Here is a 25,641-nt window from a genome sequence, read left to right on the forward strand (position 1 = left end):
ACGCTTGTGGTGACGCCGTCGTGGGGCGGGGCTGTCGGAGCCGACGTCATCGACGTTATTGACGTCGCGGGGTGGTTTCATCCACGCCCGGGTCTCACCGGCCTGCACCTCTGGTTGGACGCGCACATGGCCCGGATCGCCGTAATCTCGATGGGTGGCGAGGTCGCTTCCTGGTCCCATGAAAAGCCCGGCGGTGCGTGATGCCGTGCTGCCGGCGGCCGTCGCCGTGCTCGGGGTGGTCGAGCTGGCACTCCTGCGGCCGCGCGGCTGGGGATTTGGCGCCGGGCTCGAGGTTGTGTGCTGCGTTCTGTTGATCTGGCGACGTCACCACGCGCTTGTGGTCGCGCCGCTGGCCGCGGTCGTTCTGCTGACGATGCCCTGGGTCGGACCGCAGCTCAACGAGCCGAGCGTGCCCATCCTGATCTGGGTGATCTGTGTCTACTCGCTGGCGCGCTGGGTCAGTGACCTTCGTGGTCTGGCCGGCATCGCCGTGATCGCCCTGGCGGTATTCCTCGACTACGCGCTGATCGACCCGCGGGAGCACAACTGGTCCGACGTGATATTCGTATCGGTTCTGATCGCGTTCCCGTACGTGCTGGGCAGGGTGGTGCGCAAGCTCGCCGAGCAGAGCGCTCTGCTCGAACAGCAGCAGGAAAGGGTGAAGCAGGAGGCGGCGCGCTCTGAGCGCGATCGCATCGCTCGCGAGCTGCACGACGTCATCGCCCACTCCGTCAGCGCCATGGTGGTGCTGACGGCCGCGGCACAGGATCTGGTGCGTTCCGACCCTCGGCGGGCGAGCGAGGTCCTGGAGGAGGTGGCGTCCACGGGCCGGCGGGCCCTCGCCGAAACGGGCCACCTGCTGCACATGATTCGTGACGAGGCCGATGAGCTGGGTCTGCAGCCCGCTCCGGGGCTGGGAAGCCTGCCTGAGCTCGTCGAGCGGTTTCGTGGGAGCGGACTGGAGGTCAACCTCGAGGTAAACGGCCCGCTCCGGGCGCTGCCGGTCGGTCTGGACGTCTCGGCGTACCGGATCACCCAGGAGGCGTTGACGAACGCCCTGAAATACGCCGCGGACCGGTCCGTCTCGCTGCGGCTGACCCGTTCCCCGGCCAGCTTGTCCATCCAGGCGTCGAACACCGTAGGCGGGACGGGCGAGGGAAGTGGCCTCGGACTGGTGGGTATGGCCGAACGGGTCTCGCTGTTCGGGGGACGCCTCACCCACGGCGTCAACGGTGACGGCCGATTCGAGCTCACCGCGACACTGCCGGTGCCGGCCGGGGTGAGCTGAAATGACGAGCGTGGTCATCGCCGACGACCAGGACCTGATCCGTTCCGGCCTGCAACTCGTGCTCCAGTCGCGTGGGTGCGACGTGCTTGGTGTGGCGGCAGACGGCCGCGCCGCGGTCGAGATGGTGCGACGGGTGCAGCCCGACGTCGTGCTGATGGACATCCGGATGCCCGTGCTCGACGGCATCGCGGCCACGCGTGAGATCACTGCCAGCCCCGTCGCGACGAGGGTTCTGGTGCTCACGACGTACGACCTCGACAACTACGTGTACGAAGCACTCAAGGCCGGAGCGGCCGGGTTCCTCCTCAAGGCCACTCCACCCGACCGGCTGGTCGCCGGGATCGAGAACGTGGCCGCCGGGGAGTCCCTGCTCGCACCGTCGCTCACCCGCCGGCTCATCGAGGAGCACGTGCGCCAGCCAGCGCCAGTGCACGGCGTGCCGGGGACGTTGCGGGCACTGACCGAGCGGGAGCTGGAAGTATTCGGGTTGATAGTTCGCGGACTGTCCAACGATGAAATCGCGGCGGCGCTCGTGGTCACCTCCGCGACCGTGAAGTCCCACGTGAACCGGATCCTGGCCAAGCTGGGACGGCGAACGAGAGTGCAGCTGGTCGTGCTGGGATACGAGACCGGGCTCGTGCGCCCCACCTCAGATCCACAATCCCGAACCCACCCGGCACAGGGGTAGCGCCGGGCAGGCCATCCGCGGCGCGCACCAGGAGGCCGGGCAGATGGCGGCTCAACTCCCGGATCGAGCCGCGGGCCTTCTGCTCGTCAAGCCACCTACCCGCCACCTGGTCGACGCGCCCTCGGACGTCGAGGCCCTTCGCGCCGAACGACGCGGCTCTCGCTCTGGACTTGTCGACGTCACCGCGTCGTTGACCCTTGCTCGGGGCGGTCTTGACGATGGCTGACTTCAGCCCCGCCACGATCGGCTCGACCCGGGATTCCACCTTCTTCTCGTCGATGAATTTCACGATCAACGCTATGGGCCTCGAGCTTCGTCGCGAAAGAATCCGATTTGCTACGCAAGATCGCATTCGCCCGGCGAAGTTCCCGGTTTTCCTTCTCCAACTCGACAACCCGGGGCGAAACAGTTTGATGTAGCGGGCCGCGGCTGCTCAGGCGTGGGCCGCGCCGGTCGATGATGTGATGGTCGGTGCAAAAGACCGCGGTCCTTGCGGCCGATCAATCCATCGACGACGATCTGGATCGGAGCTGAGATGGGTGGCAGCGCAGGCAAGGTGGCGCGCAGATGAACCGGGCGCGCGCCTGGTCGCGTTCGCCAGCGCTCGTGGTTCCGCTCCTTGTCGTGCTGATCTGCGTTGCCACCGTCGATTCGGGCATCGGGGGGCTGCAGGGGCAGCTCGTGTTGAGCTGGTCTTTGACGTGCGTGAGCCACGCTTGGCTCTTCGTGATCGCGAGCCAGGTGGCGCGAACTGCGAACGACCGCAGTACCCGGTGGGTTTGGTGCGGCATCGCCGTCGCTGGCCTGTTCTACGCGGTGGGCGACCTCGTCCAGTTGGCGCTGCTCGCGCGAGGCCCTGTTGATCTCGTGACGGGCCTCGGCAGCCCGGTGCAGATCGCGCTCGTCCTCGTGGGCACGGGGGTGCCGCTGGGCGCCGTGCTTGCCCTGAACCCGCATGTCGGGCATCGACCTCGCCCGCCGCGCGCTCGGTTGGTCCTTGACGGGGCGATCGTGATGATCACCGCTACGGTCTTCGGTTCCTACCTCGTTCTGCCGTCCGCGGGCTCCGTGTCGCTGATGGTTTGGCTCGGTCTTCTCGTCGGCCCGGGACTCTTCCTCTCGGTCGCCTTCGGCGTCCTCGCTCTGTGGCGATCGGGTAACCCGCCGATGTTGCGGCCCGTCGCTGCGGTGATCGTCGTGGCTGCGACGATCGAAGCCGCTGCTCAGGGCGGTGCCGCAGTGCTGACGACGTCGGGCCACCTCTCGGGGTTCCTCCTTTGCACGGTGGTGGCCAGCGCACTGCTCCCGGTCGCGGCGATCCTTCAGCGATCGACGCTCGGCGTGGGCGCCGTGCGGCGCGGAACGCTACGGCGGCCGGTGATCACATTCATCCCGTACCTGGCAATCCTCGCGACGTTCGCTCTGCTGGTGCGGGTACTGCTGACACCGGTCTCGGGTGTGCGGTACTGGGCGGTGGTCGGCGGGGCGCTGCTCAGCGCGCTCTTGGTGGTGCTGCGTCAAGCGTTGGTGAACGTCGACAACAGCCGCCTGGTGGACAAACTCGACACCACCGTCTCTGAGCTCCACCAGCTGCTTGGCGAACGCGACCGACTTGCCGTGGCATTGCGCCATGCGGCCAACCATGACCCCCTCACTGGTTTGGCCAATCGGGCGCTGCTCGGCACGAGACTCGATGCGGCGATCGCCAGGCTGTCCGAGCGGCCGGGTCGGATCACCCTGTTGATCGTCGACCTGGACGCGTTCAAGTCCGTCAACGACCTCCACGGCCACGCCGCGGGCGATGCCGTGCTCGTCGCCGTCGGCCGCCGGATCCGGGGCTGTGTCCGGGAGGTCGACCTCGTTGTCCGGCTCGGTGGGGACGAGTTCGCCGTTCTGGTCGAGGACCTGCCCGATGACGACCATGAGCTTGCGCGCCGGATCACCGAGGCGCTCGCTGCGCCGATCGCACTGGCTGAGGGCATCACGAATGCCGCTGGCAGCATCGGTGTCGTCACGAGCGATGACCCGACGCGCTCTGCCGAGAGCATTCTCCACGCGGCGGACCTGGACATGTACCGGGCTAAGCGCGCCCGGGCTGGCCTCATCGGGCTCACGGAAGTGTTCCGGAGGTCGGCGACCACGGGTTCGCCGCCTCCCTCGGCTTTCACGCCTGGCTCGGGTTCGCGTCCGCCCGCATCTGCGGCATGTGACCGCGTGCCGAGGGCACCCACGACGCTACCCAGCCCAACGTAGACGCCAACCAGGGGCGTTGGCGAAGGGGAAGCCCGCTACGGCGGTGACGAGTCGTTCGCCGTCCTGCGTGGCGCGGGTCGCAAGGATTTCGCGACGATGGCCGAACGAGTCCGGCGGTGCCGCGCACGAGGTTGGTAGAGGCTTCGCTCACGCACTGGGCAGGGATGTTGACGGAACCGGATGACGGCGACGACAGTGAGATTCATACCCGTAAGTCATGACGTCCGAACCGAGGTGTCTCATGGCGTTGACCAACGCCGGCCCGCGGTCGGCGGCACCAGATGTCGGCATACTCGCGCTGCTCGATGCGATACCCGACGCCACGGCGATGCTGGACCGCGACTGCACGATTGTCGCGGTCAATCACGCGTGGCGGATGTTCGCAGTCGATAACGGTGGGGACCCGCAGAGTACGGGGATCGGCGTCAGCTACCTGGCGGTGTGCGAGCGTTCCGCTGCAGCGGGCTCCGCCGACGCCGCCGCAGTGGCCATTGGTCTTCGCGCCGTGCTGCAGGGTGAGACCGTCGAGGCCGAGTTCGAGTATGCGTGCCCATCTCCTGCTGTGGGGCGTTGGTATGCGCTCCGTATCACCGCGATCGGCGTCCCCCGGGTCGGGCTGTTGGTCTCGCATCTGAACATCAGCCGACGCAAGCTGGCCGAGGGTGACCTTCTGCGCCGGGCATCGGAGGACCCGCTGACCAGGCTCGCTAATCGCGAGCGGTTCCTCGAGCGGATGACCCTCGCACTGACTGCCCATGCCGGGCGACCACTCACCCCCGACCTCGGCGTGATCTACCTCGACCTCGACTCGTTCAAGCCGGTGAACGACACCTACGGGCATGCCGCGGGTGACGACGTGCTGCAGACCGTGGCCGCCCGGCTCGCTGCGGTGACCCGTCCGCAAGACACGATCGCCCGCCTCGGTGGCGACGAGTTCGCCGTGCTCGCACCCCAGATCACCCTTGACGGGCTCGCGGGCCTGGTCACACGGATGACAGATGCCCTCAACGAGCCCCACGTCGTCCACGGCGACTCGGTGACGGTAGGCGCGAGCGTCGGGTCCTACCTGGCGAGCCCGGGCGAGACCGCCGCCGAGTGCCTGCACCGGGCGGACACCGCGATGTACGACCTCAAGCGCGGACACCGGAAGCCCCCACGCGCTTGACACCCCACGGCTTGCTCGCGGTCCGCGACCGACGCGGGCGGGACCACAAGCAGATCCGGGCGGCGCACCTCGATTTGCAACCTGTGCGCACCGCCCAGGCGCTGACCACCCGGTACCCCGTCCGGTCGAGCCTGCGGGTCGACGACGCCCGGTCTCTCGGTCGGCGTGGAGGCACCCGGCGTTGATGGTGGCCGCCAGTTGCCCGGCTGGGGGTGTGAATTCTTGACGGACTGTCACGACGAGATCACGCTGGACAGAGAGTCGTCGTTTTTCGGCCCCGAGCGCGGTGCTGACGTCGAGGGGAGGGCTCGATCATCTTCCCCGATGAGCATCCACGTCCGAGGTGACTGGTGCACCGGTGGCACGAACACTTCGATATGCCCTGAGTGGTGGCGACATGATATTCGGCACGGGGAGCCATCCGGTTGGGGTCACCCAGGCGGACGTTTACGGCGAGCGGCGGCGCCGGCAGTTCGCGACGTTGTTGGAGCACTCGCCAGACGGAATCGTCATCGTGGACGTCGAGGGTCGGATCTGTGAGTGGAATCCGGCCGCCGAAGAGTTGTCGGGTCGTGCGCGGGTGGACGTCATCGACACGCTCCTCGCAGCGGTTGTGCCCCCTGCCCTTCGGTCGGGATTCGACGCCTTGTGGGCCCGTCTGCTGGCTGGCGCTCCAGCTCCGGCACCGTTGGCGGTTTCGCTCACCCGTGACGGGATTCGGGTCGGTGTCACGGTGCACGTTGCGTCAATCACCGCGAACGGTAAGTTCGCCGGCGCTGTCTTAATCCTGCGCGGAGGACTCGAGCGGGGCGTGCTGGGGCGCTCGGGGCCGCAGGCCGTCGCGGACACCGCGCTTGATGCAGGAAGCGGAGACGACCTCGCGATCGACGAAGTTGTGACCCGCCTGGGCGTCTTGGAGCGCGATGACCTGACGGGCTTGCCCGGGCGGCGTCGACTCCAGCGTCGTCTGGCGGATCCGGTACCGCCGGGACTGGAGCGGGGTGTGGCTGTCCTGGATCTCGACGCTTTCGCGATGGTGAACGAGTCATTGGGTCCCGATGCCGGCGACCTGGTGCTCGCGGAGTTCGGTCGCCGACTGCGGGAGGGCACCGCTGCTGCGGGGTTGGGCCGCTGGCAGGCCGACTCGTTCATGTGGGTCCTGGACTGTGTGGATCCCAGAACGGCGCTGGATGCGCTCAGCTTGCAGGTTGCCGACGCTGTTCGTCGTCCGTTCGAGGTGGGCGGGGGTGTGCATCTGACCGTGAGTATGGGGCTGGTCACCAGTCGGCTCGCGCCAGAACGTGATCTCGTTGCCGCGGCCATGGATGCGTTGCGAGCGGCGAAGGAGTCGGGCCGCGACCGGGCGGTCTGGTATGACCGCAACACCAAGCCCAGCTCCGCGAGCGGTCTGCGGATGGCGAGCGATCTGCATCGCGGTATCGCGAACGAGGAGCTGCGGCTGCACTACCAGCCGATCATGGATCTCGCATCCAACGACATCGTTGGCATCGAGGCACTGGTGCGCTGGGAACGTCCGGGAGTCGGGCTGCTGAACCCGACCTCCTTCATCGACGTGGCCGAGCGCACCGGCCAGATCGTTCAACTCGGGAACTGGGTCACGCGACACGCGTGCCGTGCCGCCGCGAGCCTGGCTCCGGGCCCCGGCGGTCCACGGACGGTGAGTATCAACGTCTCGGCGCGGCAACTGAGCGATCCGGGCCTGGTGGAGATGCTCACCGGCGCGCTGCGTGACAGCGGTTGCCCGCCGTCATCCCTGGTGGTCGAGGTGACCGAGACCGCGCTCATGTATGACCTGGCCCTGGCTGTCGCCTCGTTGGACACGATCAAAGAACTCGGCGTCGGGCTGGACCTGGACGATTTCGGTACCGGGTACTCCTCGCTGCTGTACCTCAAACACTTTCCGGTCGATCGGATCAAGATCGATCAGTCGTTCGTCGCGGGCCTGGGCAGCAACTGGGCCGATACTGCGATCGTTGCCTCGACCATCGCGCTCGCTCACAGCATCGGAATCCTGGCCGTGGCGGAGGGCGTCGAGACCCCCGAACAGCTCGCACAGCTGCGCACGATGGGCTGCGACTTCGCCCAAGGATTCCTGCTGAGCCGCCCGCTCCCACTCGACGTGCTCACCGCCTGGCTGCGCGATCGGGTGCCCGCGGCGCCCGAGGATGCTGCAGCGCAAGATCTTGAAGCGGCGCAACGGCCGGCGTCGAGCGAGCGCAGCGACGCGGCAGATCACCGCGACGAGGTGGCCGACACTCGCGACGAGCTCGCTGACCAGCGAGACGCCGCCGCGGATGCGCGAGACCAGAGCGGCAACGAGCGCGACGAACTCGCCGACCTGCGCGACGAACTCGCCGACGCGAGAGATGTCAGTGCCAACCGGCGCACCGAAAAGGGCCCAGACAACGAGCCCTCCGGAATAGAACACCGCCCCCGCAAGCACGTTCTGCCCCACGACCCAGAAGACGGTCGAAGGCAGGAAAAGGAACTCGGCTCGGGCGCCGAGTCAAGCAGGACCAACGCCTCGCAGGATCGCCACACCTCAGAGGGGGATCGTCAGCAAGCCGAGCGCGAACGCGACACGGCGGACCAATCCCGAGAAGCGAGAGCGCGGGAGAGGCGAGAAGCCGAACTCGGTCGAGCTGTAGACGGCGCCCTGGGCCTGCCCGAGTTGGAGTAGGCCAACTATCTCGCACCGGACCCAAATGGGCCGATGCTCCCGGCCACGGCGAGAGTGAGAACGACACAACCCGCGCAGGTTAACGACCGCTGCCGCGCCGTCGCGATGCCACTTCGCGCCGTCACGGAGGGACTCATCATCGGCCGTGGTCGGTGCATTTTCCATCGCGGTCACCCTCGTGGCTTGCGTGCTGTACATGTGGGCGCACGAGGCCACCCATGGTCTGCTGCTCACCGCCTTGTCCGGGCAGAGATCGCACTACGCACTGCGCCTGCCCTACCTGACGACGGGCAACGACGCATTCGTCGGCCGAGGGGCCTTTTTCGTCGTCGCGTTGGGACCATTGGTGTTGTGGGGCGTGGTGCTGCTCGGGCTCTTCATGATGGTGCCCGCCGATGCCCACCTGACCGTCTACATCCTCGGCGTGCTCAACCTCGCGGGGTCAGGAGGAGACCTGTTCAGACTTGGTGGGCGGCGCGGCTTCCCGGGGAGGCCAGGTTGCGCGACAACGGCAACCAGACCACTGTCGTGGTCCCCTGGCCGAGCAGCGCTGCACGATGACGCGCCACCTCCAGGGCGTAGGGCCACTCGCGTGCACATGGGCCCGGGATGGTCCGCGATCGCCGGATCGCGTGCAGCTGAGGCTGAGGCTGAGGCTGAGGCTGAGTTCGAGCAGACCAGAGGCACTGCGATCGCGGACATGCCGGCAACAGACACGGATGCCGCCCACCCCCATGGCGGTAACCTCAGCGCGCCGTAGCGCTGTCGGCGGCCTGCTGGTCAGCGCGGCCTGCTGGTGGACAGGACCCACGTGGATCCGGGTCGTTGCTTTGCGCGGTACATAGCGGCGTCAGCATCTCTTATCAGACCATCCGGATTTGTGGATGGGGTGGCGGCCACTGCCACGGCGATGCCGATGCTGATGCCGATGGCGATCACATGCCCGTGCACGATCCAAGGATCGGCCGTTGTCGCGATCATGCGCGCTGCCAGGATCTGGACGTCCTCGATGGAGTGGAGGTCCTCGCACGTGGCGGCGAACTCGTCGCCACCAAAGCGCGCGAGGGTGTCGGTCGGGCGCATGACGGCGGTGAGTCGCCGCGCCATCTCCATGAGGACGCCGTCGCCGACGCTGTGGCCCAGTGCGTCGTTGATGGCCTTGAATTCGTCGATGTCCAGGTACATCACCGCTGACAGTCCGCCGCGGTGTTCCAGACGGTCCAGAGCCTGGCCGAGTCGGTCGTAGAACAACCGGCGATTGGGCAACCCTGTCAGGAAGTCGGTGCGTGCGGATCGTCGCAGGGCCAGCACCGATGATGCGAGGAGGGCTTGGTGCCGCAGGATCTCGAGTTCCGTTGAGGTGAAGTGGCGAGCGCGGCTGTCGAAGATCGAGACAGTGCCGATCACGTATCCATCGTCGAGGAGCGGCTCGCCGGCGTAGGAACTGACAAGGCCGCTCTGGACCAAGGGGTTGCGGGCGTAGACGGGGTGCTCCGAGGCGTCGACCACCTGCAGCGGGTTGCCACTGTTGACCACCTCCGCGCAGAACGACAGAGCATCGGGAACAGTGGTGCACGGGGTCGCCAGACCGAGTTCGGCCGCGTACGTCTGCAGACCGGCGGACACGATATTGACCGCGGCCATGGGCACACCGCACGCGATCCGCAACGTGGCCACGACTGCATCGAAGCCCTCGTCGTGAAGGTGCCCGCCGAGGTCAGCCTCGATGACGGCTCGGAGCCGGTCCGTGTTGCGCACGCCGGTCACCGGCGCGATCGCCTGTCCGGGGGTGGTCCGTCGGTTGATTGACATCGTCACTGGGCTCGTCTCAGCCGTACGTCCCGCGAGCGCACGCCGGCGGCCAGAGGACCTGAACGAGGCGACCGCGTGATGGGACATCTCCAACCGAAGGTTCGCGAGACGCGGCCGTCCAGACCGAGGGTCTCGAGCCCCACGTCGCGCATCGGATAGCGGATCAGACGTTCTTCGCGCGGCTGGTCGTCAGTTGCCTGGCCATTCTCCGGTCCACCGCTGGAACACGCGTGCGCCGGCGCGGTCGATGATGGTCTTGACCAGCGAGTACAGCGCGCCTTGCACGACGGCGGCCAGGAGGATCTGCTGGACCGGGTACTCGGTGGTCAGCGCGGTGGGCGGTGCGGACTGGTCGCCGGGTGTGGTGCGCTGCCAGATCTTGCGGAAGATCATCGAGGCGAGCAGTCCGCCGACGATTGAGCTGACCATTCCCACGGGGCGGTAGAGGACTTTCGCGGACTTGCTGGTCTCTTCTTGAGTCGTCATCTGTCAGTTCTCCGTGTGGGCGAATTGTGGTGCGGCGATGAAGGCGGTCGCGACCAGGGCGACGGCGTGCTGAACGACGAACAACGTCGACCTCTCGATTCCAACCGGCGATCGGTCCCGGCAGGCTAGTCGACGCCGGGTCACAAATACGAACGAGCCGGTCAAATGCCGTGTTCGACGAACCGAGACCACGTGTCGGTTGCCACCACGCGCGACTCGGGCTCGTCAGGCAGACGTCGCGTTTGGGGCGAATCGGGCCCGTGACGTTACGATCTGCCCCCGAGCGAAGGAGCACAGCGTCGTGTCGAACGAGATCCATGAAAACCCAGAGAACGAGGACAACCGGGCCGAGAAGCTGCCGTGGCACCCGATCGGCGCGCTCGAACCAGCAGGTGGAACTGATGCCGAGCGGATCGAGGCGGACGGCATCGACCAGCCTTCGTCTGTGGTGGGTCTGACGAACCTGGACGATGGCCGCGCCACGGACGCCCAGAAGATCGACGCCGACGGCCTCGAGTAGGGTCCCGGCCGGCCGGCAGGTCGTCTGTTCGCCGCCTTGCGGCTAGCCCGAATCATGACAAATAGCAAATGTGCTGATTGATCATGCTTCGGGTACCTTCATCCGCTCGATGGCCGAGCCCGGCCCTCGTTTTCTCGCGAGAGGGACTCACATGACCGTTTCAGGATTCATCACCGCCATCGTCATCGGCGCGATCATCGGAGCGCTCGGGCGCTTGTTCGCACCCGGAAAGCAGAACATCTCCATCCTCGTCACGATCCTCATCGGGATCGTCGCGGCGCTCCTGGGTACCGTCTTGGCGAACGCAGTCTCGTCGGCGGACACCGCCGGGATCGACTGGATCGAGCTGCTGTTCCAGGTCGTGCTCGCCGTCATCGGCGTCACGCTGGCCGCCCGGACGCTCAGTGGTCGTCGTCGCTAAGTCCCCGACGCCGGTGCTTGGCGGCCTCGGCCGCCGAGCACTTGCCGTGAGCGGCACCGTGCGGCACGCGCGCGTGCAACTCGCCCTCAAGGGCGCGTTCGCCGCGGCGGTGGCGTGGTTTGTGGCCGCCCGGCTCCTGCCCGACGACGTCGCCACCTACGCCTACTACGCACCGCTGGGTGCGGTCATCGCGATCCACCCGACGGTGCACCGATCGGTCACGGAGGCGGGGCGCAACGTCGCGGGCATCGTCATCGGCGCCCTCATCGCCCTGCTGACCGAAGCGATGCTCGGTGTCTCGGCCCTGACCGTGGCGCTGGTGGTCGCCGTCGGGATCCTCCTGGGCGGGATGCGATGGCTGGGATCCCAGGGTGCATGGGTGCCGACCGCTGCGCTGCTCACGCTCGTGGTCGGCAGTCACGACCAGCAGGACTACGTGCTGGCCTACGCGGGCCTGACCCTGATGGGTGCGATTCTCGCCGTGGGCGTGAACCTGCTCCTCCCTCCCCTCCCGCTGCAGCGGTCCGCGCGCTCCCTGACCGACCTGCGCGACACCCTCGCCGGTGAGCTCGACGCCCTGGCCGACCACTACTGCCCACCCCCCGACGGCGACGCGCGCGCCGAGCGCTCCAGCCAACGGCACCTGGACCACCTGCTGGGCGAGATGCGTTCCGCGGTGCGCGAGTCCGGCGAAGCGGCCGACGCCAACCGGCGCGCACGCAACCAGCGCCAGACGCTGCGAGACCTGCACCGCCAGGCACAGGCCCTCGAACAGCTGGGGTTCCTCGTCCAGGACCTCGGCCTGCTCCTGGACGACCACGACGCCGTCGGCGGATCACTCGGGTCGGCCCCCCAGGTACAGCTCCCCGCCGCCCAGGCGCTGCACGCTCTTGCCGACGCCGTGCGCGCGGTGACCGCGGGCAGGTCCGACCCGGAGCTCACCGCCACGGCCGTCCACGCCGTGGACGACCTTGCCGCCACGCTTCGGGCCCACCCGCCCGATGCAGCATCGCATCCGGACCTGCTGGTCACCGGCACCGTGCTGACCGCACTGCGCCGGTCCCTGACCGTCATCCGCCGCGGCGACGAGGACGACCAGCACCACGCATGACCCGCGGTCTGTGAGCTTCACCCAGTGCACAATCGAGAAAGCGGAACGCGCGTGTCGGAAGCCACAGCGAGCATGGCGGCAGGTGCCGTTCTGGGCGGGCGGTACCGCCTGGGTGAGCGGATTGGACGAGGCGCGATGGGAACCGTCCATCGGGCCCACGACGAGTCCTTGGGTCGGGACGTCGCGGTCAAGATCCTGACGGGACCGATCGCGGACGCGGGGGACGTGCGCGCGGACGACGAGGAGGTCCGACTCCTCACCCACCTCAACCACCACAACCTCGTGACCCTCCTGGACGCCGGCACGGACCTGTCGGACCCGGATCGCCCGCAGATCTACCTGGTCATGGAGCTCATCGACGGACCCGACCTGAGAAGCCGACTCGTCGAGGGGGCGTTGGCCGCGCGCGACGTCGCCCAGATCGGCGTCGACCTCGCCGAAGGTCTCGACTACGTCCACGATCACGGCGTGATCCACCGCGACGTCAAACCCGCGAACATCATGATGTTCGACTACTCCAACGACACTGATCGGGTGCGGGCCAAGCTCACCGACTTCGGGATCGCGATGATGGTGGAGTCCCCGTTGATCGGTGACGGTGACGGGTCCTTTGCCGGAACCGCTGCTTACGTCAGCCCCGAGCAGGCCATGGGGGACCCGATCGGAGCGCCGAGCGACATCTACTCCCTCGGCCTTGTCCTGCTCGAGTGCCTGACAGGGACCAGGGCCTACCCGGGGCCACCCCTGCAAGCCGCGCTCGCGCGACTGATCCGCGCTCCCGATCTCCCCCCGGGGCTCGGCCGCCAATGGACCCAACTGCTCCAGGCGATGACCGCCACCGACCCCGCTGTTCGCCCTACAGCGAGCGAGACCGCACTGACGCTGCGCGAGATCACCGCCGCTGGCAAGGGACGGCGCCGGGCAGAGTCGTCGATCATCCCTGCGAACGAGGTCGCACGGATGGCAGCGGTGCACCGGTACGACATCCTGGACAGCCCACCCGACGGTGCCTTCGACCGGATCACCGCTCTGGCCGCCCGGCTCTTCAACGTGCCGATCGCGATCGTGAGCATCGTTGACCACGACCGGATCTGGTTCAAGTCTCACCCCGGGGTCGAGATCGACCAGCTCGACCGAGACGCGGGCCTGTGCGGCTCGGCCATCCTGCACGAGGGCCCGTGGATCATCGAGGACGCCGCAGTCGACCTTCGTGCGCTGACAAACCCATTGGTCGCGGGCGGGTTCGGGCTGAGGTTCTACGCCGGCATCCCGCTGCGCACCCATGACGGCTTCAACCTGGGGACCTTGTGCATCCTTGACCGTGAGCCGCGCACGCTCGACGCCCACGACCTCACCACCCTCGAAGACCTGGCGGCCATCGTCATGAACGACCTGGAACTTCGGCGTGAAAACCGGCGCGGTCCGCAGGACGATCCCGATGCGCCCCGCGGACTACCGGTGAACAGTGACGCATGACGGTGGTGCCGTCGGGTCGCCCCGCGCAGTCGGTGGGCCGAAAGTCTCCGGATGAGTCCGCCCGGCGAAAGCAAGACCACCGATGACGCCACCGCCCCTATCGGGGTGGGTTCGGCGCACCTCGCCGCGGCCGCGCGTCTCGAACCGGCAGGCACGGTCGACGACCCCAGCAGACCAGCTGCCCTGGTCGCCCGGGTCAAGGCCGCGCTGGCGTGGTGGCAGCGAACCCGGGCCGCGCGCGCCGACGCCCGCTTCGGTTCGGCCGGAGGGGGAGTGCTCACCGGTGGGATCGCCTACAGCGCCCTGTTCTCCGTCTTTGCTGGCCTGACGATCGGCTTCACGGTCTTCATGGCGTTCCTCGGAAATCGCACCGCACTGCGCCAGGACGTGCTGAACACTCTGGCGACCTCGCTTCCGGGTCTGATCGACACCGGCGACGCGAATGGTCTGCTCAACGGTCTGGCTTGAATCGGATCTGATCGGCGCGACGCCACGCGACGGGGTTCGTAGGCCCGCCGAGCGGGATTGATTCTCGGCGTGTGCCCGTTCGTCGCCTTCGCCATCCCTCGCGGTGGGGTTGGGTCGGCGCACCCACCCGCTGACGCACGGCCGCCGTCGGGCTGGGCCGTGGCGCCGAGCACCGTGGGTGATCGCATGGGCGCCCCCGACGCACGGGACCTTCGCCCTGAACCCGTCCGCCGAGCGGGCAGGACGCTGGCCGCATGGCAACAGTGCGCAGTCGCGGATTCGCGTTGACCAACCGTGTGGCCAACACATTGTTGGTCGCTGCGCTGAGGAGCCCTGCGGGCTCGCGGCTCGGACGCAGGCTCGCCGTCGTGGAGTACCGCGGTCGTCGCTCCGGCCGCGCCTACCAGCTGGTCACGGCCTACGTCGTGAACGGGCGATCCGTTCGCATCCAAGTCGGCACGCCCGGGCGCAAGACCTGGTGGCGCAACTTCGAAGAGCCGCACCCCTTGCGGCTGCGGCTTGCTGGCGCAGATCACGTCGCGGTCGCGCAGGTGGTGCACGACGGAGGTCAGGTTCGCGTCGTCGCCGACCTCTAGCTGTCGCCGGTGGCCCTCCGGTAGCGGCAATCGTCGGGATCCTTCGGTCGCGGTTTCGGTCTGCGGCATGGCGTACTCGACGCCGCCATGGCCGGCAGGGTGGTTCTCCTTCGTCCGTGGCTGTCCCAGGACGTGCCCGGCAACCTGATGGCATTGGCGACCCGCTCGTTCAATAGTCCGGCTGGTCGCGGTCCACCGCCTACACCGAAGGCGACGCGCGCGCCTATTTCGTCGAGCAGGAGACAGCTCGGCGGGCCGGCCACCCTGTGACGTCGCTGGGCCTTTGTCAGTCGGTCGAGCGGTCCGACGAATGAGCTGACGACAGGTGGACCACCCGGGCCCCGAACCACTCGGCCTCGACGCGGTCGTGCGTGATGAGCAGCACGGTTCGGCCGTCGCAGCGCTCGCGCACGTAGCCCAGGATGCGGGTCTTGGCCTCGGTGTCCAACCCCGTGAAGGGCTCGTCCAGGACGACGAGGTCCGCTTCGGCCGCCAGTGCCCGGATGATGGCGACGCGTCGCCGCTGACCGCCTGAGAGCTTGTGCACTGGCTTGCGGAGCTCCTCTCCGGTCAGGCCCACTCTGCCCAGTTCCGCCACCACGGCGGACCGTGCGGCGGCTCGGCCCAGGACCAGACGTACGTTGTCGACGGCCGTCAGTTGCTCACATAGCCGGTCCTCCTGGAAGACCGCTGCCCGACGGCGGCCGTCGAGTCCGTGGATCGTGCCGACGTCGGCGACGGCCAGCCCCAGCAGGAGCCGACCGAGAGTGGTCTTGCCGGAGCCGTTCGGGCCCATCAGCGCCGTGACGCAACCCTCGGCGAGGTCGAGATCGAGCCCGTCGAGCACGACGTGCTCCCCGAAGCGAAGGGTGACCCCGCGCAGAGTGATCACGTCGCACGTCCGAGGGCGAGCCGGACCTGCACGCGCGCCAGCAGCGCCAGCACCATCGACTCGACCGCGAAGCTGAGCGCGATGATCACGACGGTCCAAGCGAACAGGTCGACGCTGCTGAGCAAGATCTTGGCCTGGTAGAGCCGCTCTCCGATGCTGCCCTGCGGCAGGCCGATCACCTCGGCGGCGATGCCGCTCTTCCAGGCGAGGCCCACACCGATCTTGCAGGCCGCGATGAAGAAGGGCAGGACGGCGGGGACGTCGACGGCGACAACCCGCCGCAGCAACGGCACCCGAAAGACCTGGGCGGCCTCGAGGAGCAAGCGGTCGCGGTGCCGGATGCCGTCCAGGACGTTCGTGTAGATGATGGGCACCACCATCAGGAAGCTGATGATCGTCGCAAGGCGGTCGCTGTCGGCCCACATCAGCACCAGGACGATGAAGCTGACCACGGGCGTGCTGCGGATCGCCGTGACCAGCGGGGTCACGAGCGCATCGACGACCCGCAAGGTCGCAGCCAGGGCGGCGCTGACGACTCCGGCCACCACGGCCAGGCCGAACCCCGCGGCGATGCGGGCCAGGGAGTGCCATGTGGTGCCCCAGAAGTCCGTGGTCCCCACGAGCTCCACCAGTCTGAAGAACACCGAGCCGGGCGAGGCGAGCAGGATGCTCTGATCGACCATGGTGGCGGCCACCTGCCACACGCCCACCCAGAACCCGATGACCAGCGCGGGTCGCGCGACTCGTCGCGCGATGCTCCCGACTGGCTCTTTAGGGGCGGTAGTAGAAGTCATCGCCCGGCATGCTTCCGCCGACCGAGGCCGGGTCGGCCTCGAAGAGCACCTGGAGGTAGCCGCTCAAGACGGTCTGGAGCTCGGCACCCTCGATATACGTGATGTGGCAGGAGGGGATCGCCGCCGCTGCGATCGCTGCGCCGGGCACGATGCCGGCGTCGGCGATCAGGACGCCTGCCTGGGCCGGGTGGGCGTTGGTGAACTCCGTCGACGACCGATACTCGCGCAGGAACGTGTCGAGGTCGTCGGGCCGGGTCCGGGCGAAGTCCGTGCGGACGACGACGACGCCCGTGACCGGTGGGGAGTCCGGGGTCACCTTGGCCCATTCGTCCGTGAGGGACAGGGCGGTGCGGACGGTGGGGTTCTGGGTCCTGACGACCGTCGCGTACGGCTGGGGCAGGACGGCGATGGCGTTCGGCGTGGCCGCGAGAAGGGCGGCGACCTCGGTGGCCTCGCTCTTGAACTCGACCGTGACATCCGTCGCCGGATCCAGGCCGTTGCGCTCCAGGAGGTAGTTCAGCACGTACTCGGGCGAGGCACCCTTGCCCGTGCTGTAGATCGTCTGCCCCTTGAGGTCGGCCATGCTCTGGACGGTGTCGCCGGTCTCGAGGACTTCGAGCATCCCGAGGGTGTTGATCGCGGCGACCTCTATCTGCGACCCGTCCGCCCCGAGCGACCTGGCGTAGAGCACGCTGGCCAGGTTCGCCGGGATGAGAGCGATGTCGATCGTTCCCCGCAGCATCTTCGGCACGACCTCATCGGGTGTGCCGTACACCGTCACCTCGTAGTCCTGCTCGCCTCGACCTTTCTCGGCGTCGTCCATCAGGTGGACCAGCCCCATCGTGGTCGGGCCCTTGAGCGAGGCGACCCGGATGGTCGGCTGAGCGTCGGACGGAGCCGGGCTCGGGAGCGGTCCCGCGGACTCCGCAGCGGCCGAACCAGCCAGCGGTACCACGGCGCCGCAACCGGAAAGCACGGCGAACGCCAGCATCACGCCCGCGGTCGGGCTCACCCAGCGGCTCCCGAGCATCGCCCGCCTCATCGGGTGGGGACGATCGGCTCATCCCGAAACGGGGCGTAGCTGGTGTGGAGGAGGCGGTGGGCAGCGACCGAGTTCGGTTCGCCGTAGAACTCGTCGTACAGCCGCAGGACGTCCGGGTTCTCCTGGGATTTGCGGTACCTCGAGGCCCGGTCGATGTTGACGAGCACCTTCTGCCGGGCCGCCATCTCACCGACCCGCTCCGGTACGGGATGTCCGGCACCGTTGATGCAGCCGCCCGGGCACGCCATGACCTCGACCAGGTCGTAGCCGACATCCTCGCCCGCCACGATGCGCCGCACGAGGGGGTCGACATTGTTCAGGCCCGAGATCACCGCCACCCGCACGTCCGTCCCGTTCGCCGTGACCGTCGCCTCCTTGACCCCCTCGAATCCTCGGACGTCGTGGAAGTCGAGCCGATCGACCAAGGGTTCACCGGTGAGCTTCTCCACCGCCATGCGCAGGGCCGCCTCGGCCACCCCGCCGGAGGCGCCGAAGAGGATCCCGGCGCCGCTGACACGCTTGTACGGGGGATCGAACTCGCCCGGTTCGATGTCGCCGGGCACCAGGCGCAGCATCTCGGCCATCTCGAGGAACTCCGTCGTCGTCAGAACGGCGTCCACGTCCCGGATTCCCTCGGGCGCGAACTCCGGCCGGGCGGCCTCGTACTTCTTCGCCAGGCACGGCACGATCGACACGACGTAGAGGTCGTCGAGGCTGATGCCTGCCTGCTGGGCGAAGTGGTTCTTCACGGTGGCGCCCATCATCTGCTGGGGCGACTTGCAGCTGGACAGGTGGGGGATCATCTCCGGCCACCGGCGCTCGACGAGGTTGACCCAACCGGGGCAGCACGAGGTGAAGTGCGGGAGCACCCCGCCGGAGGTGACGCGGTCGAGAAACTCGGTCGTCTCCTCCATGATCGTGAGGTCGGCCGCGAAGGTGAAGTCGAACACCTTGTCGAAGCCGATCGCGCGCATCATGCCGGCGATGTATGCGGACGCCTCGTCGAACGGGATCCCGTACTCAGCGGCGATCACGCTGCGCACCGCCGGGGCGACGAACCCGACCACGACCTTCTTCGGGTCGTTGATGGCGGTGAACACGTTGCCGCGCTCCCGCACGTAGTCGAGGGCGCCGCAGGGGCAGGCGCGGACGCACTGCCCGCAGGAGACGCAGTCGGTCATCCCCAGCGGGAGGCTCGTGGTGGTCCCGACCGTCAGCCGCCCGCCGTGGAACTGGAAGGCGAGGACGCCCGGTCCCTCGATCTCGGGGCAGGCCGCGACGCAGCGTCCGCAGGAGATGCACTTGTTGTCGTCGCGGATGATGAAGGGGTGGTCCTGCACGACGGGCGAGTACGGGCGCACGTGCAGCGGCATCGCGAATGCGACACCGTGGTCGGTGGCCTCGCGGCGCAGCGTGCAGTGGGTCTGTTCGCTGCACCCGCAGGCGAGGCAGCGACCAGCCTCCGCCTGTGCCTGGTCTTCACTGAGAGCGTGCTCGACCTCGACGAAGCTGTGGGTCCGGTCGTCGGGTGCGAGCGCTGACCTGGTCGCGCGGGCGAACCTGGGGATGTCGTCGAACTCGGCCCGGGGCAGGTCTTCGAGCGTCCCGCGGCTGCAGGTGTAGTCCGTGGTGCTTGCGCGCACATAGCCCCGGGTGACGAACTCGTCGATCGCGTTCGCGGCTCGGCGGCCGGCGGCAACCGCCTGGATCACCGTCGCCGGACCAGTGACACAGTCCCCGCCCGCGAAGATGCCCGGCTCCGACGACTGCATCGTGAAGCCGTCGATGTCGATGTCGCCCCACTTGTTGAGGCGAACGGGCAGGTCGTCGTAGAGGAAACCGGTCTCGGTGCTCTGGCCGATGGCGCCGATGATGGTGTCAGTCTCGATGACGAAGTCGCTGCCCTCGACGATCACCGGCCGGCGGCGACCGGATCGGTCCGGCTCGCCGAGCTCCATCGTGGTGCAGTGCAGCTCCTTGATGCCGTTGGTGGCGGTGATCTGGGTGGGCGCGGTGAGGAAGACCATCTCGATGCCCTCGCGCAGCGCCTCCTCGACGTCCGACGCCTCGGCGGGCATCTCGTCGCGGGTGCGCCGGTAGACGAGCTTGACGCGCTTGGCGCCCTGGCGCAGGGCCGTCCGGGCGCAGTCGATGGCGGTGTTGCCCCCACCGATGACGACGACGGTGTCCCCGAGCGGCTTCTGAGGGCCCTTCGTGACGTGGCGGAGGTAGTCGATGCCGAGATGGACACCCGCCAGGTGCTCTCCGTCGATCCGCAACGCCGACGCCCGCCACGAGCCAATGGCCAGGTACACCGAGTCGAAGTCCCGGTTCAGGTCCTCGAGCCTGAGCTGGGTGCCCAGGGCCTTGCCGGTGACGATCTGGACGCCCAGCGCCCGGATGATCCCGATCTCCTGGTCCAGCGTTTTCTTCGGGAGCCGGAACTCCGGGATGCCGTAGCGCATCATCCCGCCCGCGTGGCCTTGCTTCTCGAAGACCGTGACGGCATGGCCGGCGATCGCGCTGTAGTAGGCAGCCGAGAGCCCGGACGGTCCGGCGCCCACGACGGCGATCCGCTTTCCGGTCGGGGTGCTCACTCGCGGGATCCACGGCTCATCGCGAGCAAGGTCCCAGTCTGCGGCGAACCGCTTGACGTCGTTGATCGCGACGGACTCGTCCACCAGGCTGCGACGGCACTCGGACTCGCACGGGTGCGGGCACACACGACCGCAGACCGACGGGAACGGGTTGCGGTCCTTGATGACGCGGATGGCGGCGCGGTAGTTGCCATCGGCCACGTGGCTCAGGTAGGTCTGGATGTCGATGTTGGCCGGGCAGGTCTCGACGCACGGTGCCACGCAGTCGGCGTTGTGGTCACAGAGCAACTGCCCGAGTCGGACCTTGCGGTACGCGACAAGCCTGGGCGAGTGCGTGGTGATGACCATGTCGGGCTGGACCGGGGTGAGGCAGGCCTTCACGTCGCGGGACGCCTCGGCCAGGGTCCCGACCTCGACGACGCACAAGCCACAGCTGCCGTTGGACCGCGTGAGCCGGATGTCATGGCAGAGCGACGGGACCTCGATGCCTTCCATCACGAGCGCCTCGAGAATCGTCAGGCCACCGAAGACCTGAAGGTCGCGGTTGTTGACGGTGATGGTGAAGCGGTCGCTCTCAGCCAGTTCGCGCACGTCCGACCTCCGTTGGTGTGCTGTGCACGGGTCAGGTGTGGCTGAGGGGCCCGCAACCCCTCGCGTCCGGAGCATCGGTGCCGACACTGGCACCGCAGATCCAGCCTAGGAGCGAGCCCCTCGCGAATCGTCGGACTTCGGGCCCAGGTGCGGGAACCCCGCTCCAACCCTCGAGGCACAGGTGGTGCACACTGCTGGCTCAGGCCGCGCCTACGACCGCCGCCGTGTCTAGCCGAGCAGTGCTGCGCGATGACCAGCGCCACCTACTCCGCCTGACGCCGCTTGCCGCGCGCAGCCGTGAGTCCCGGCCCGCTCCGCCTGTTGCCTGCCCAGCGCTGTGCGCGCCGTATCGGGAAGTGCGCGTCCCAAACCTGGGAGGGGCGCCCGTCGAGGCGCGTAGCGTTGCGGGGTCGGTGGCGCCACACGGCCCCCCGCTGGGGTGCAGCCGATATGTTGAATGCCCCTGGCCTCGTCATTGAGGTCAGAGGCATTCGCCATGTCGGCGCGGGCAACGTGCTCTCGGATTACGAAGCCCCTGCTCACCGCAAGTGGGACACCGTCCACGCAAACCGTTGGGCACTGTCGCCAGAGTCCGCGTCCCGTCGAAACTGGGTGTGCCTGCACCGTACGCCTTGATGGTGCGACTAAACCGATTCCTTCGCCGCCAGTTGACAGACTCCACGCGCTGGACGCGGTCGAAGTACAGATTCCACACCCGGGCTGCGAAAGGCTCCGGTGCGAAGTACGCCGCACCGGTCAACCCGCCCGACTCATCCTGGGCAACGACACACTGGTGAACTTCGAGGGAACCATTCAGACAGCCCCGCAGCATCTCATCGAACCCACTGAGATCCTCGGCTGCGAGCATCCCGTTGATCACGGCGAGGTACTCGATCTCCTCGACGTCCCCGCCGGCAGCAGGGCGGAGGGTCGACAGAGCGGGCACTGGCTGGCCATCATCCATCTGCGCATACTCCCCGCTGGCCGCGCCGAAGGCCACTGCTTTCCCAGCCCTCTGACTTCCTGCCCGTTGGAGATCCCCAAGAGCAACGCCACGAGGACCATCTCGCGATCGTTCGCGACAACCGTCGAGTGGTGTCCGCCCGACCTACCCAGCACTTCGCGCCAACTACGTAGCGACCGTCTGGTCGTGCGCATATATCTGGACCAGCCTCCTTGGGCACGTCGCCGGTCACGGACGAATTCCGATTGAACAGCTAGGAGTCCGACGACGGTTCGTCGCCCGGCTGGCTGCGTGCGCGACTCAGCTTTCTGGCGGATGGTTCCGGACCGGTTGGCTGTCAGGTAGGCGAGCCTCAGTCAGAGGTGACCGCGTCGAGCACGGGTAGGCGGGCGGCGCGGGAGGCGGGCCACAGTGCGGCCAGGACGCCGGCGGCGCCGGCGAGGGCCACCATGCCGGTGAGCTGGGCCCAGGGGATCGCGAGCGCGGTGAGGCCGACGCCGGTGAACACGGTCGGCATTACCGCGGCCGCGGCGACCCCGAGCACGACGCCGACGACGGTGCCGAACAAGGCGGTCAGGACGCTCTCGATGGTGATCATCCCGGCGAGCTGCAGCCGACCGAGGCCGACGGCGCGCATGAGGCCGATCTCGTGGGTCCGTTCAATCACGCTCAGCGCGAGCGTGTTAACGATTCCGAGGATCGCGATCACGATCGACAGCCCGAGCAGCGCGTACAAGATCACCAGGATCTGGTTGACCTGAGCGGCGAGCTGCGCGGCGAACTCCTCGGCGTCGAGCACCGAGAGCACCACGTAGGGCGAGGCGACCGCGACGAGGTCGGCGCGCAACGCGGCCGGGTCCACACCGGGGGCGGCCGTGATGAGGAGATCCTCGACCGTGATCTGGGCGGGTGCGACGAGGTCGGCGAGGAGCGTGTCGGACACGATGATCGGGCTGCTGATCACCTGGGTGTCGACGATCGCACCGATGCGGGCCTGAGTGGTCTCAGTCGAGGAGGTGAACGCCACCTCGTCCCCGAGCAGCCAGCCTCGCTCCGCTGCGGCGTCCTGCTGCACGGCGATCTGGCCGCCGGCGAGGGTGTCCAGCGAGCCGCTGACCGTGTCGATGTCGACGGTGCGCCCGAAGGCGTCGGCGGGGAGGCCGACCGCGACCACGGAGTCCTCGAGCGTGGCGGTCTGGCCCGGGTCAGCGACCATGGTCGGTGCGTAGGTGAGCACGTCGACGGCGCCGACCGAGTCGAGCGCGCCGACGTCCGCGACGGCGCCGATCGGCACGGCGCCGGTGGCGGACTGGATGGAGTAGTCCGCCGTCCAGCCGTCCTCGACGATGGACCGGGTGGAGGCTGTGGCCGAGGCGGCAAGGACCGATGCGGCACCCACCAGGGCCATGCTGATCATGAGGGCACTGGCGGTGTTCGCGGTGCGCCGGGGGTGGCGCACGACGTTGCCGCGGGCCAGGCGACCTAGGGGTTTGATGGCGACGACGAACACCGCGGCCAGAACGCCGAGGGTGTGCCGGGCGAGGATCGGGGCGAGCAGCAGCACCCCCACACATAGGGAGCCGGCGCCCAGGCCGAGCATCGTGGAGCCGTGGGTGTCCGGCGCGACCAGCGCAGCGACGACGCCGGCGATGCCGGCGACGGCGAGGATCACGCCGGCGATGGTGCGGGTGCGCAGGGACTTCTCTGTCCCGGTGGCGTCGCGCATGGCCTCGACCGGGGCGGTCAGCGCGGCGCGGCGGGCGGGTAGGGCCGCGGCGATGACGCTCACGATGGTGCCGATGAGCAGGGAGATGACCACGGTGGACGTGTCTAGCGGGATGGACCCGGACAGGTCCATGCCCATCTTGTCGAACGCGACGCGCAGCAACGAGACCAGGCCGAGGCCGGCGGCGATGCCCAGGGCGGACCCGGCCAGGCCCACGACTGCGGCCTGGATGAGGATGGAGGCGAACACCTGGGTGGGGGACGCGCCCAGAGCGCGCAGCAGGGCGAACTCGCGCATCCGTTGGCGCACGGACATGGAGAACGTGTTGGAGATGATGAACGCGCCCACGAACAGGGAGATCCCGGCGAACACGAGCATGAACGTCTGCACGAACCCGAGTTGGCCCTCGATGTCGGTCCGGGCCTCGTCCCGCATCGCGTCACCGGTCAGGGCCTGCGCGGGGGTCAGCTTTGCATCAGCCAGGACGGGGGCCAGGTCCGCGACCAGGTCAGCCTCGGACACCCCGGGTTCTGCGTAGACGCTGATCGTGGAGACCATGCCGTCCGGGGAGTAGGCCGCGGTCGCGGTCGCGGCGTCGAAGTACACGATCGTGGCGCCGGCCATCGGGCCGTTCAGGGACACCTCGCCGACGACCTGGACGTCTTGGATCGCGCCGGCCACCACTGCCTTGGTGTGCTCGCCGACGGCCAGCCCGGAGGAGGCCAGGGTTGCGGATTCCAGCGCGATTTCGCTCGGCCCGGCGGGGGTGCGGCCGGCGACGACCTTCACGGTGGTGTCGTCGGGGTGCAGGGCGATGGCGAAGCTGGGCGCTTGGGTGGACTGGACCGCGGTGCCGTCCGCGCCGACCAGCACGATCGGCCCGGAGATGTCCGCGAAGGCTTTGTCCACGCCGTCCACTGCCGCGATCGAGGTCGCGAGGGCGGCCGGGACGGTGGTGCGGGTCTCGCCCGTGGTGCCGGGCGTGCTCATCCCGACGGCCCGGTCGGCGCCGCGCACGTACGCGTCGGCGGGCATCGAGGAGTCGACGATCCCGGTGAACGTGGCACTCATCATGGTGCGCAGTGAGAATGTCCCGGCCACGAACGCAACACCGAGGGTGACGGCCAAGACACTCAGGAGGAACCGGACCAGGTGTTCGCGGATCCCGCGCAGCGCGACGCGGCCCATCAGGCACCCACCGCGACGAGGGCCGCGTCGCGGTGCTCGGGCGCGGCGGCGCTCAGCGTGCCGAGGACCTCCAGGACGGAGGCCTGGGTCGGGTGGTTGAGCTCGGCGACGAGCTTGCCGTCGGCGAGGAACAGCACCCGGTGGGCGTAGGCGGCGGCGCGGGGGTCGTGGGTGACCATCACGACGGTCTGGCCCAGGTCGTCCACACTCCGGCGCAGGAAGCCCAGCAACTGGGTGGCGGAGGTGGAGTCGAGGTTCCCGGTGGGCTCGTCGGCGAAGATGACGGCCGGCTTGGCTACGAGGGCGCGGGCGCACGCCACGCGCTGCTGCTGCCCGCCGGACAGCTCCGACGGGCGGTGGTGCAGGCGGGTCTTGAGGCCGACGGCGGCCACGATCGCGTCGAAGTGGGTGCGGTCGACCGGGCGGCGGGCGATGTCCAGGGGCAGCGTGATGTTCTCCGCCGCTGTGAGCGTGGGGACCAGGTTGAACGCCTGGAAGATGAACCCGAGCCGGGTCCGGCGCAGCTTGGTGAGCTGGCGCTGGTTCATCGACCCGACGTCCTGGCCGTCGATGACCACGGTGCCCGCGGTGACTGGGTCGAGGCCGGCCATGCAGTGCATCAGCGTCGACTTGCCCGACCCCGACGGGCCCATGATCGCGGTCAGCTCCCCGCGGGCGAAGTCCACATCGATGCCCGCCAAGGCCTGCACCGCCATGTCACCGGCGCCATAGGTCTTCACCAGCCCCCGCGCCGAGGCGATCACCGACGTCGGGACGGCCTGCCCGGAAGGGAACTCGCGGATTGTGGGGGTCAGGTTGGTGGTCATGCTGGTCCTCTCTGAAGGGGTCTTGGGTGGTGCGC

General features: G+C 68.4%; 21 protein-coding genes. 13 read left to right on the plus strand and 8 right to left on the minus strand.

Annotation, left to right across the window (positions count from 1 at the left end; translation table 11 throughout):
• Positions 1-178: 178 nt before the first annotated feature.
• From VTA80_RS16245 to VTA80_RS16275, 7 genes are all read left to right on the plus strand, one after another.
• Entirely contained in the window at positions 179-1,288 is a 1,110-nt protein-coding gene (locus VTA80_RS16245) for a sensor histidine kinase (protein WP_407342125.1), read from the plus strand.
• Between the two features lies 1 nt (position 1,289).
• A complete protein-coding gene (locus VTA80_RS16250) occupies positions 1,290-1,976 on the plus strand; it encodes a response regulator (protein WP_407342126.1) in 687 nt (228 codons plus the stop codon).
• Positions 1,977-2,194: 218 nt separating this feature from the next.
• Positions 2,195-2,395, plus strand: a complete 201-nt coding sequence (locus VTA80_RS16255) for a hypothetical protein (RefSeq protein WP_407342127.1) — start codon at positions 2,195-2,197, stop codon at positions 2,393-2,395.
• Between the two features lie 148 nt (positions 2,396-2,543).
• Entirely contained in the window at positions 2,544-4,229 is a 1,686-nt protein-coding gene (locus VTA80_RS16260) for a diguanylate cyclase domain-containing protein (RefSeq protein WP_407342128.1), read from the plus strand.
• A 241-nt stretch (positions 4,230-4,470) separates the two neighbouring features.
• On the plus strand, positions 4,471-5,394 hold the full coding sequence (locus tag VTA80_RS16265) for a diguanylate cyclase domain-containing protein (RefSeq protein ID WP_407342129.1): 924 nt from the start codon (positions 4,471-4,473) through the stop codon (positions 5,392-5,394).
• 397 nt (positions 5,395-5,791) lie between these two features.
• On the plus strand, positions 5,792-8,095 hold the full coding sequence (locus VTA80_RS16270; RefSeq protein ID WP_407342130.1) for an EAL domain-containing protein: 2,304 nt from the start codon (positions 5,792-5,794) through the stop codon (positions 8,093-8,095).
• 145 nt (positions 8,096-8,240) lie between these two features.
• Positions 8,241-8,855 carry a DUF3267 domain-containing protein gene (locus VTA80_RS16275; protein WP_407342131.1) on the plus strand — a complete coding sequence of 205 codons (615 nt, stop codon included), beginning with the start codon at positions 8,241-8,243 and terminating at the stop codon, positions 8,853-8,855.
• A gap of 20 nt (positions 8,856-8,875) precedes the next feature.
• On the opposite strand, the gene VTA80_RS16280 is transcribed toward VTA80_RS16275, so the two are convergent.
• On the minus strand, positions 8,876-9,862 hold the full coding sequence (locus VTA80_RS16280; RefSeq protein WP_407342132.1) for a diguanylate cyclase domain-containing protein: 987 nt from the start codon (positions 9,860-9,862) through the stop codon (positions 8,876-8,878).
• A gap of 234 nt (positions 9,863-10,096) precedes the next feature.
• Positions 10,097-10,393, minus strand: coding sequence for a DUF4235 domain-containing protein (locus VTA80_RS16285; RefSeq protein WP_407342133.1), 297 nt, complete (start codon positions 10,391-10,393; stop codon positions 10,097-10,099).
• A gap of 301 nt (positions 10,394-10,694) precedes the next feature.
• On the opposite strand from VTA80_RS16285, the gene VTA80_RS16290 reads away from it, so the two are divergent.
• From VTA80_RS16290 to VTA80_RS16315, 6 genes are all read left to right on the plus strand, one after another.
• Positions 10,695-10,913 (plus strand): hypothetical protein, encoded by a 219-nt coding sequence (locus tag VTA80_RS16290; protein ID WP_407342134.1) that lies wholly within the window; start codon positions 10,695-10,697, stop codon positions 10,911-10,913.
• Positions 10,914-11,064: 151 nt separating this feature from the next.
• Entirely contained in the window at positions 11,065-11,334 is a 270-nt protein-coding gene (locus VTA80_RS16295) for a GlsB/YeaQ/YmgE family stress response membrane protein (protein ID WP_407341363.1), read from the plus strand.
• Positions 11,335-11,380: 46 nt separating this feature from the next.
• Positions 11,381-12,445, plus strand: coding sequence for an FUSC family protein (locus tag VTA80_RS16300; protein ID WP_407342135.1), 1,065 nt, complete (start codon positions 11,381-11,383; stop codon positions 12,443-12,445).
• 72 nt (positions 12,446-12,517) lie between these two features.
• Positions 12,518-13,921 (plus strand): GAF domain-containing serine/threonine-protein kinase, encoded by a 1,404-nt coding sequence (locus tag VTA80_RS16305; RefSeq protein WP_407345795.1) that lies wholly within the window; start codon positions 12,518-12,520, stop codon positions 13,919-13,921.
• Positions 13,922-13,972: 51 nt separating this feature from the next.
• On the plus strand, positions 13,973-14,389 hold the full coding sequence (locus VTA80_RS16310; protein ID WP_407342136.1) for a hypothetical protein: 417 nt from the start codon (positions 13,973-13,975) through the stop codon (positions 14,387-14,389).
• A 254-nt stretch (positions 14,390-14,643) separates the two neighbouring features.
• Positions 14,644-14,985: a hypothetical protein gene (locus VTA80_RS16315; RefSeq protein ID WP_407342137.1), complete on the plus strand. Its 342-nt coding sequence runs from the start codon at positions 14,644-14,646 to the stop codon at positions 14,983-14,985.
• A gap of 286 nt (positions 14,986-15,271) precedes the next feature.
• Here the strand turns inward: VTA80_RS16315 and VTA80_RS16320 are convergent, their stop codons facing one another.
• The 6 genes from VTA80_RS16320 to VTA80_RS16345 form a co-directional block, all read right to left on the minus strand.
• Positions 15,272-15,877, minus strand: a complete 606-nt coding sequence (locus tag VTA80_RS16320) for an ATP-binding cassette domain-containing protein (RefSeq protein WP_407342138.1) — start codon at positions 15,875-15,877, stop codon at positions 15,272-15,274.
• The gene (locus tag VTA80_RS16325) at positions 15,874-16,671 is read right to left on the minus strand and encodes an ABC transporter permease (RefSeq protein ID WP_407342139.1); all 798 of its coding nucleotides are present in this window, start codon (positions 16,669-16,671) and stop codon (positions 15,874-15,876) included. The genes VTA80_RS16320 and VTA80_RS16325 overlap by 4 nt, the downstream gene beginning before the upstream one ends.
• Positions 16,649-17,683, minus strand: a complete 1,035-nt coding sequence (locus VTA80_RS16330) for an ABC transporter substrate-binding protein (RefSeq protein WP_407342140.1) — start codon at positions 17,681-17,683, stop codon at positions 16,649-16,651. Before VTA80_RS16330 ends, VTA80_RS16325 begins: the two co-directional genes overlap by 23 nt.
• 26 nt (positions 17,684-17,709) lie before the next feature.
• The gene (locus VTA80_RS16335; protein ID WP_407342141.1) at positions 17,710-20,901 is read right to left on the minus strand and encodes an NAD(P)-binding protein; all 3,192 of its coding nucleotides are present in this window, start codon (positions 20,899-20,901) and stop codon (positions 17,710-17,712) included.
• Between the two features lie 1,316 nt (positions 20,902-22,217).
• On the minus strand, positions 22,218-24,779 hold the full coding sequence (locus VTA80_RS16340) for an ABC transporter permease (RefSeq protein WP_407342142.1): 2,562 nt from the start codon (positions 24,777-24,779) through the stop codon (positions 22,218-22,220).
• Entirely contained in the window at positions 24,779-25,606 is an 828-nt protein-coding gene (locus tag VTA80_RS16345) for an ABC transporter ATP-binding protein (protein ID WP_407342143.1), read from the minus strand. The genes VTA80_RS16340 and VTA80_RS16345 overlap by 1 nt, the downstream gene beginning before the upstream one ends.
• Between the last annotated feature and the right edge of the window lie 35 nt (positions 25,607-25,641).

Source organism: Pengzhenrongella phosphoraccumulans (assembly GCF_045689905.1).
Taxonomy (GTDB): domain Bacteria; phylum Actinomycetota; class Actinomycetes; order Actinomycetales; family Cellulomonadaceae; genus Pengzhenrongella; species Pengzhenrongella phosphoraccumulans.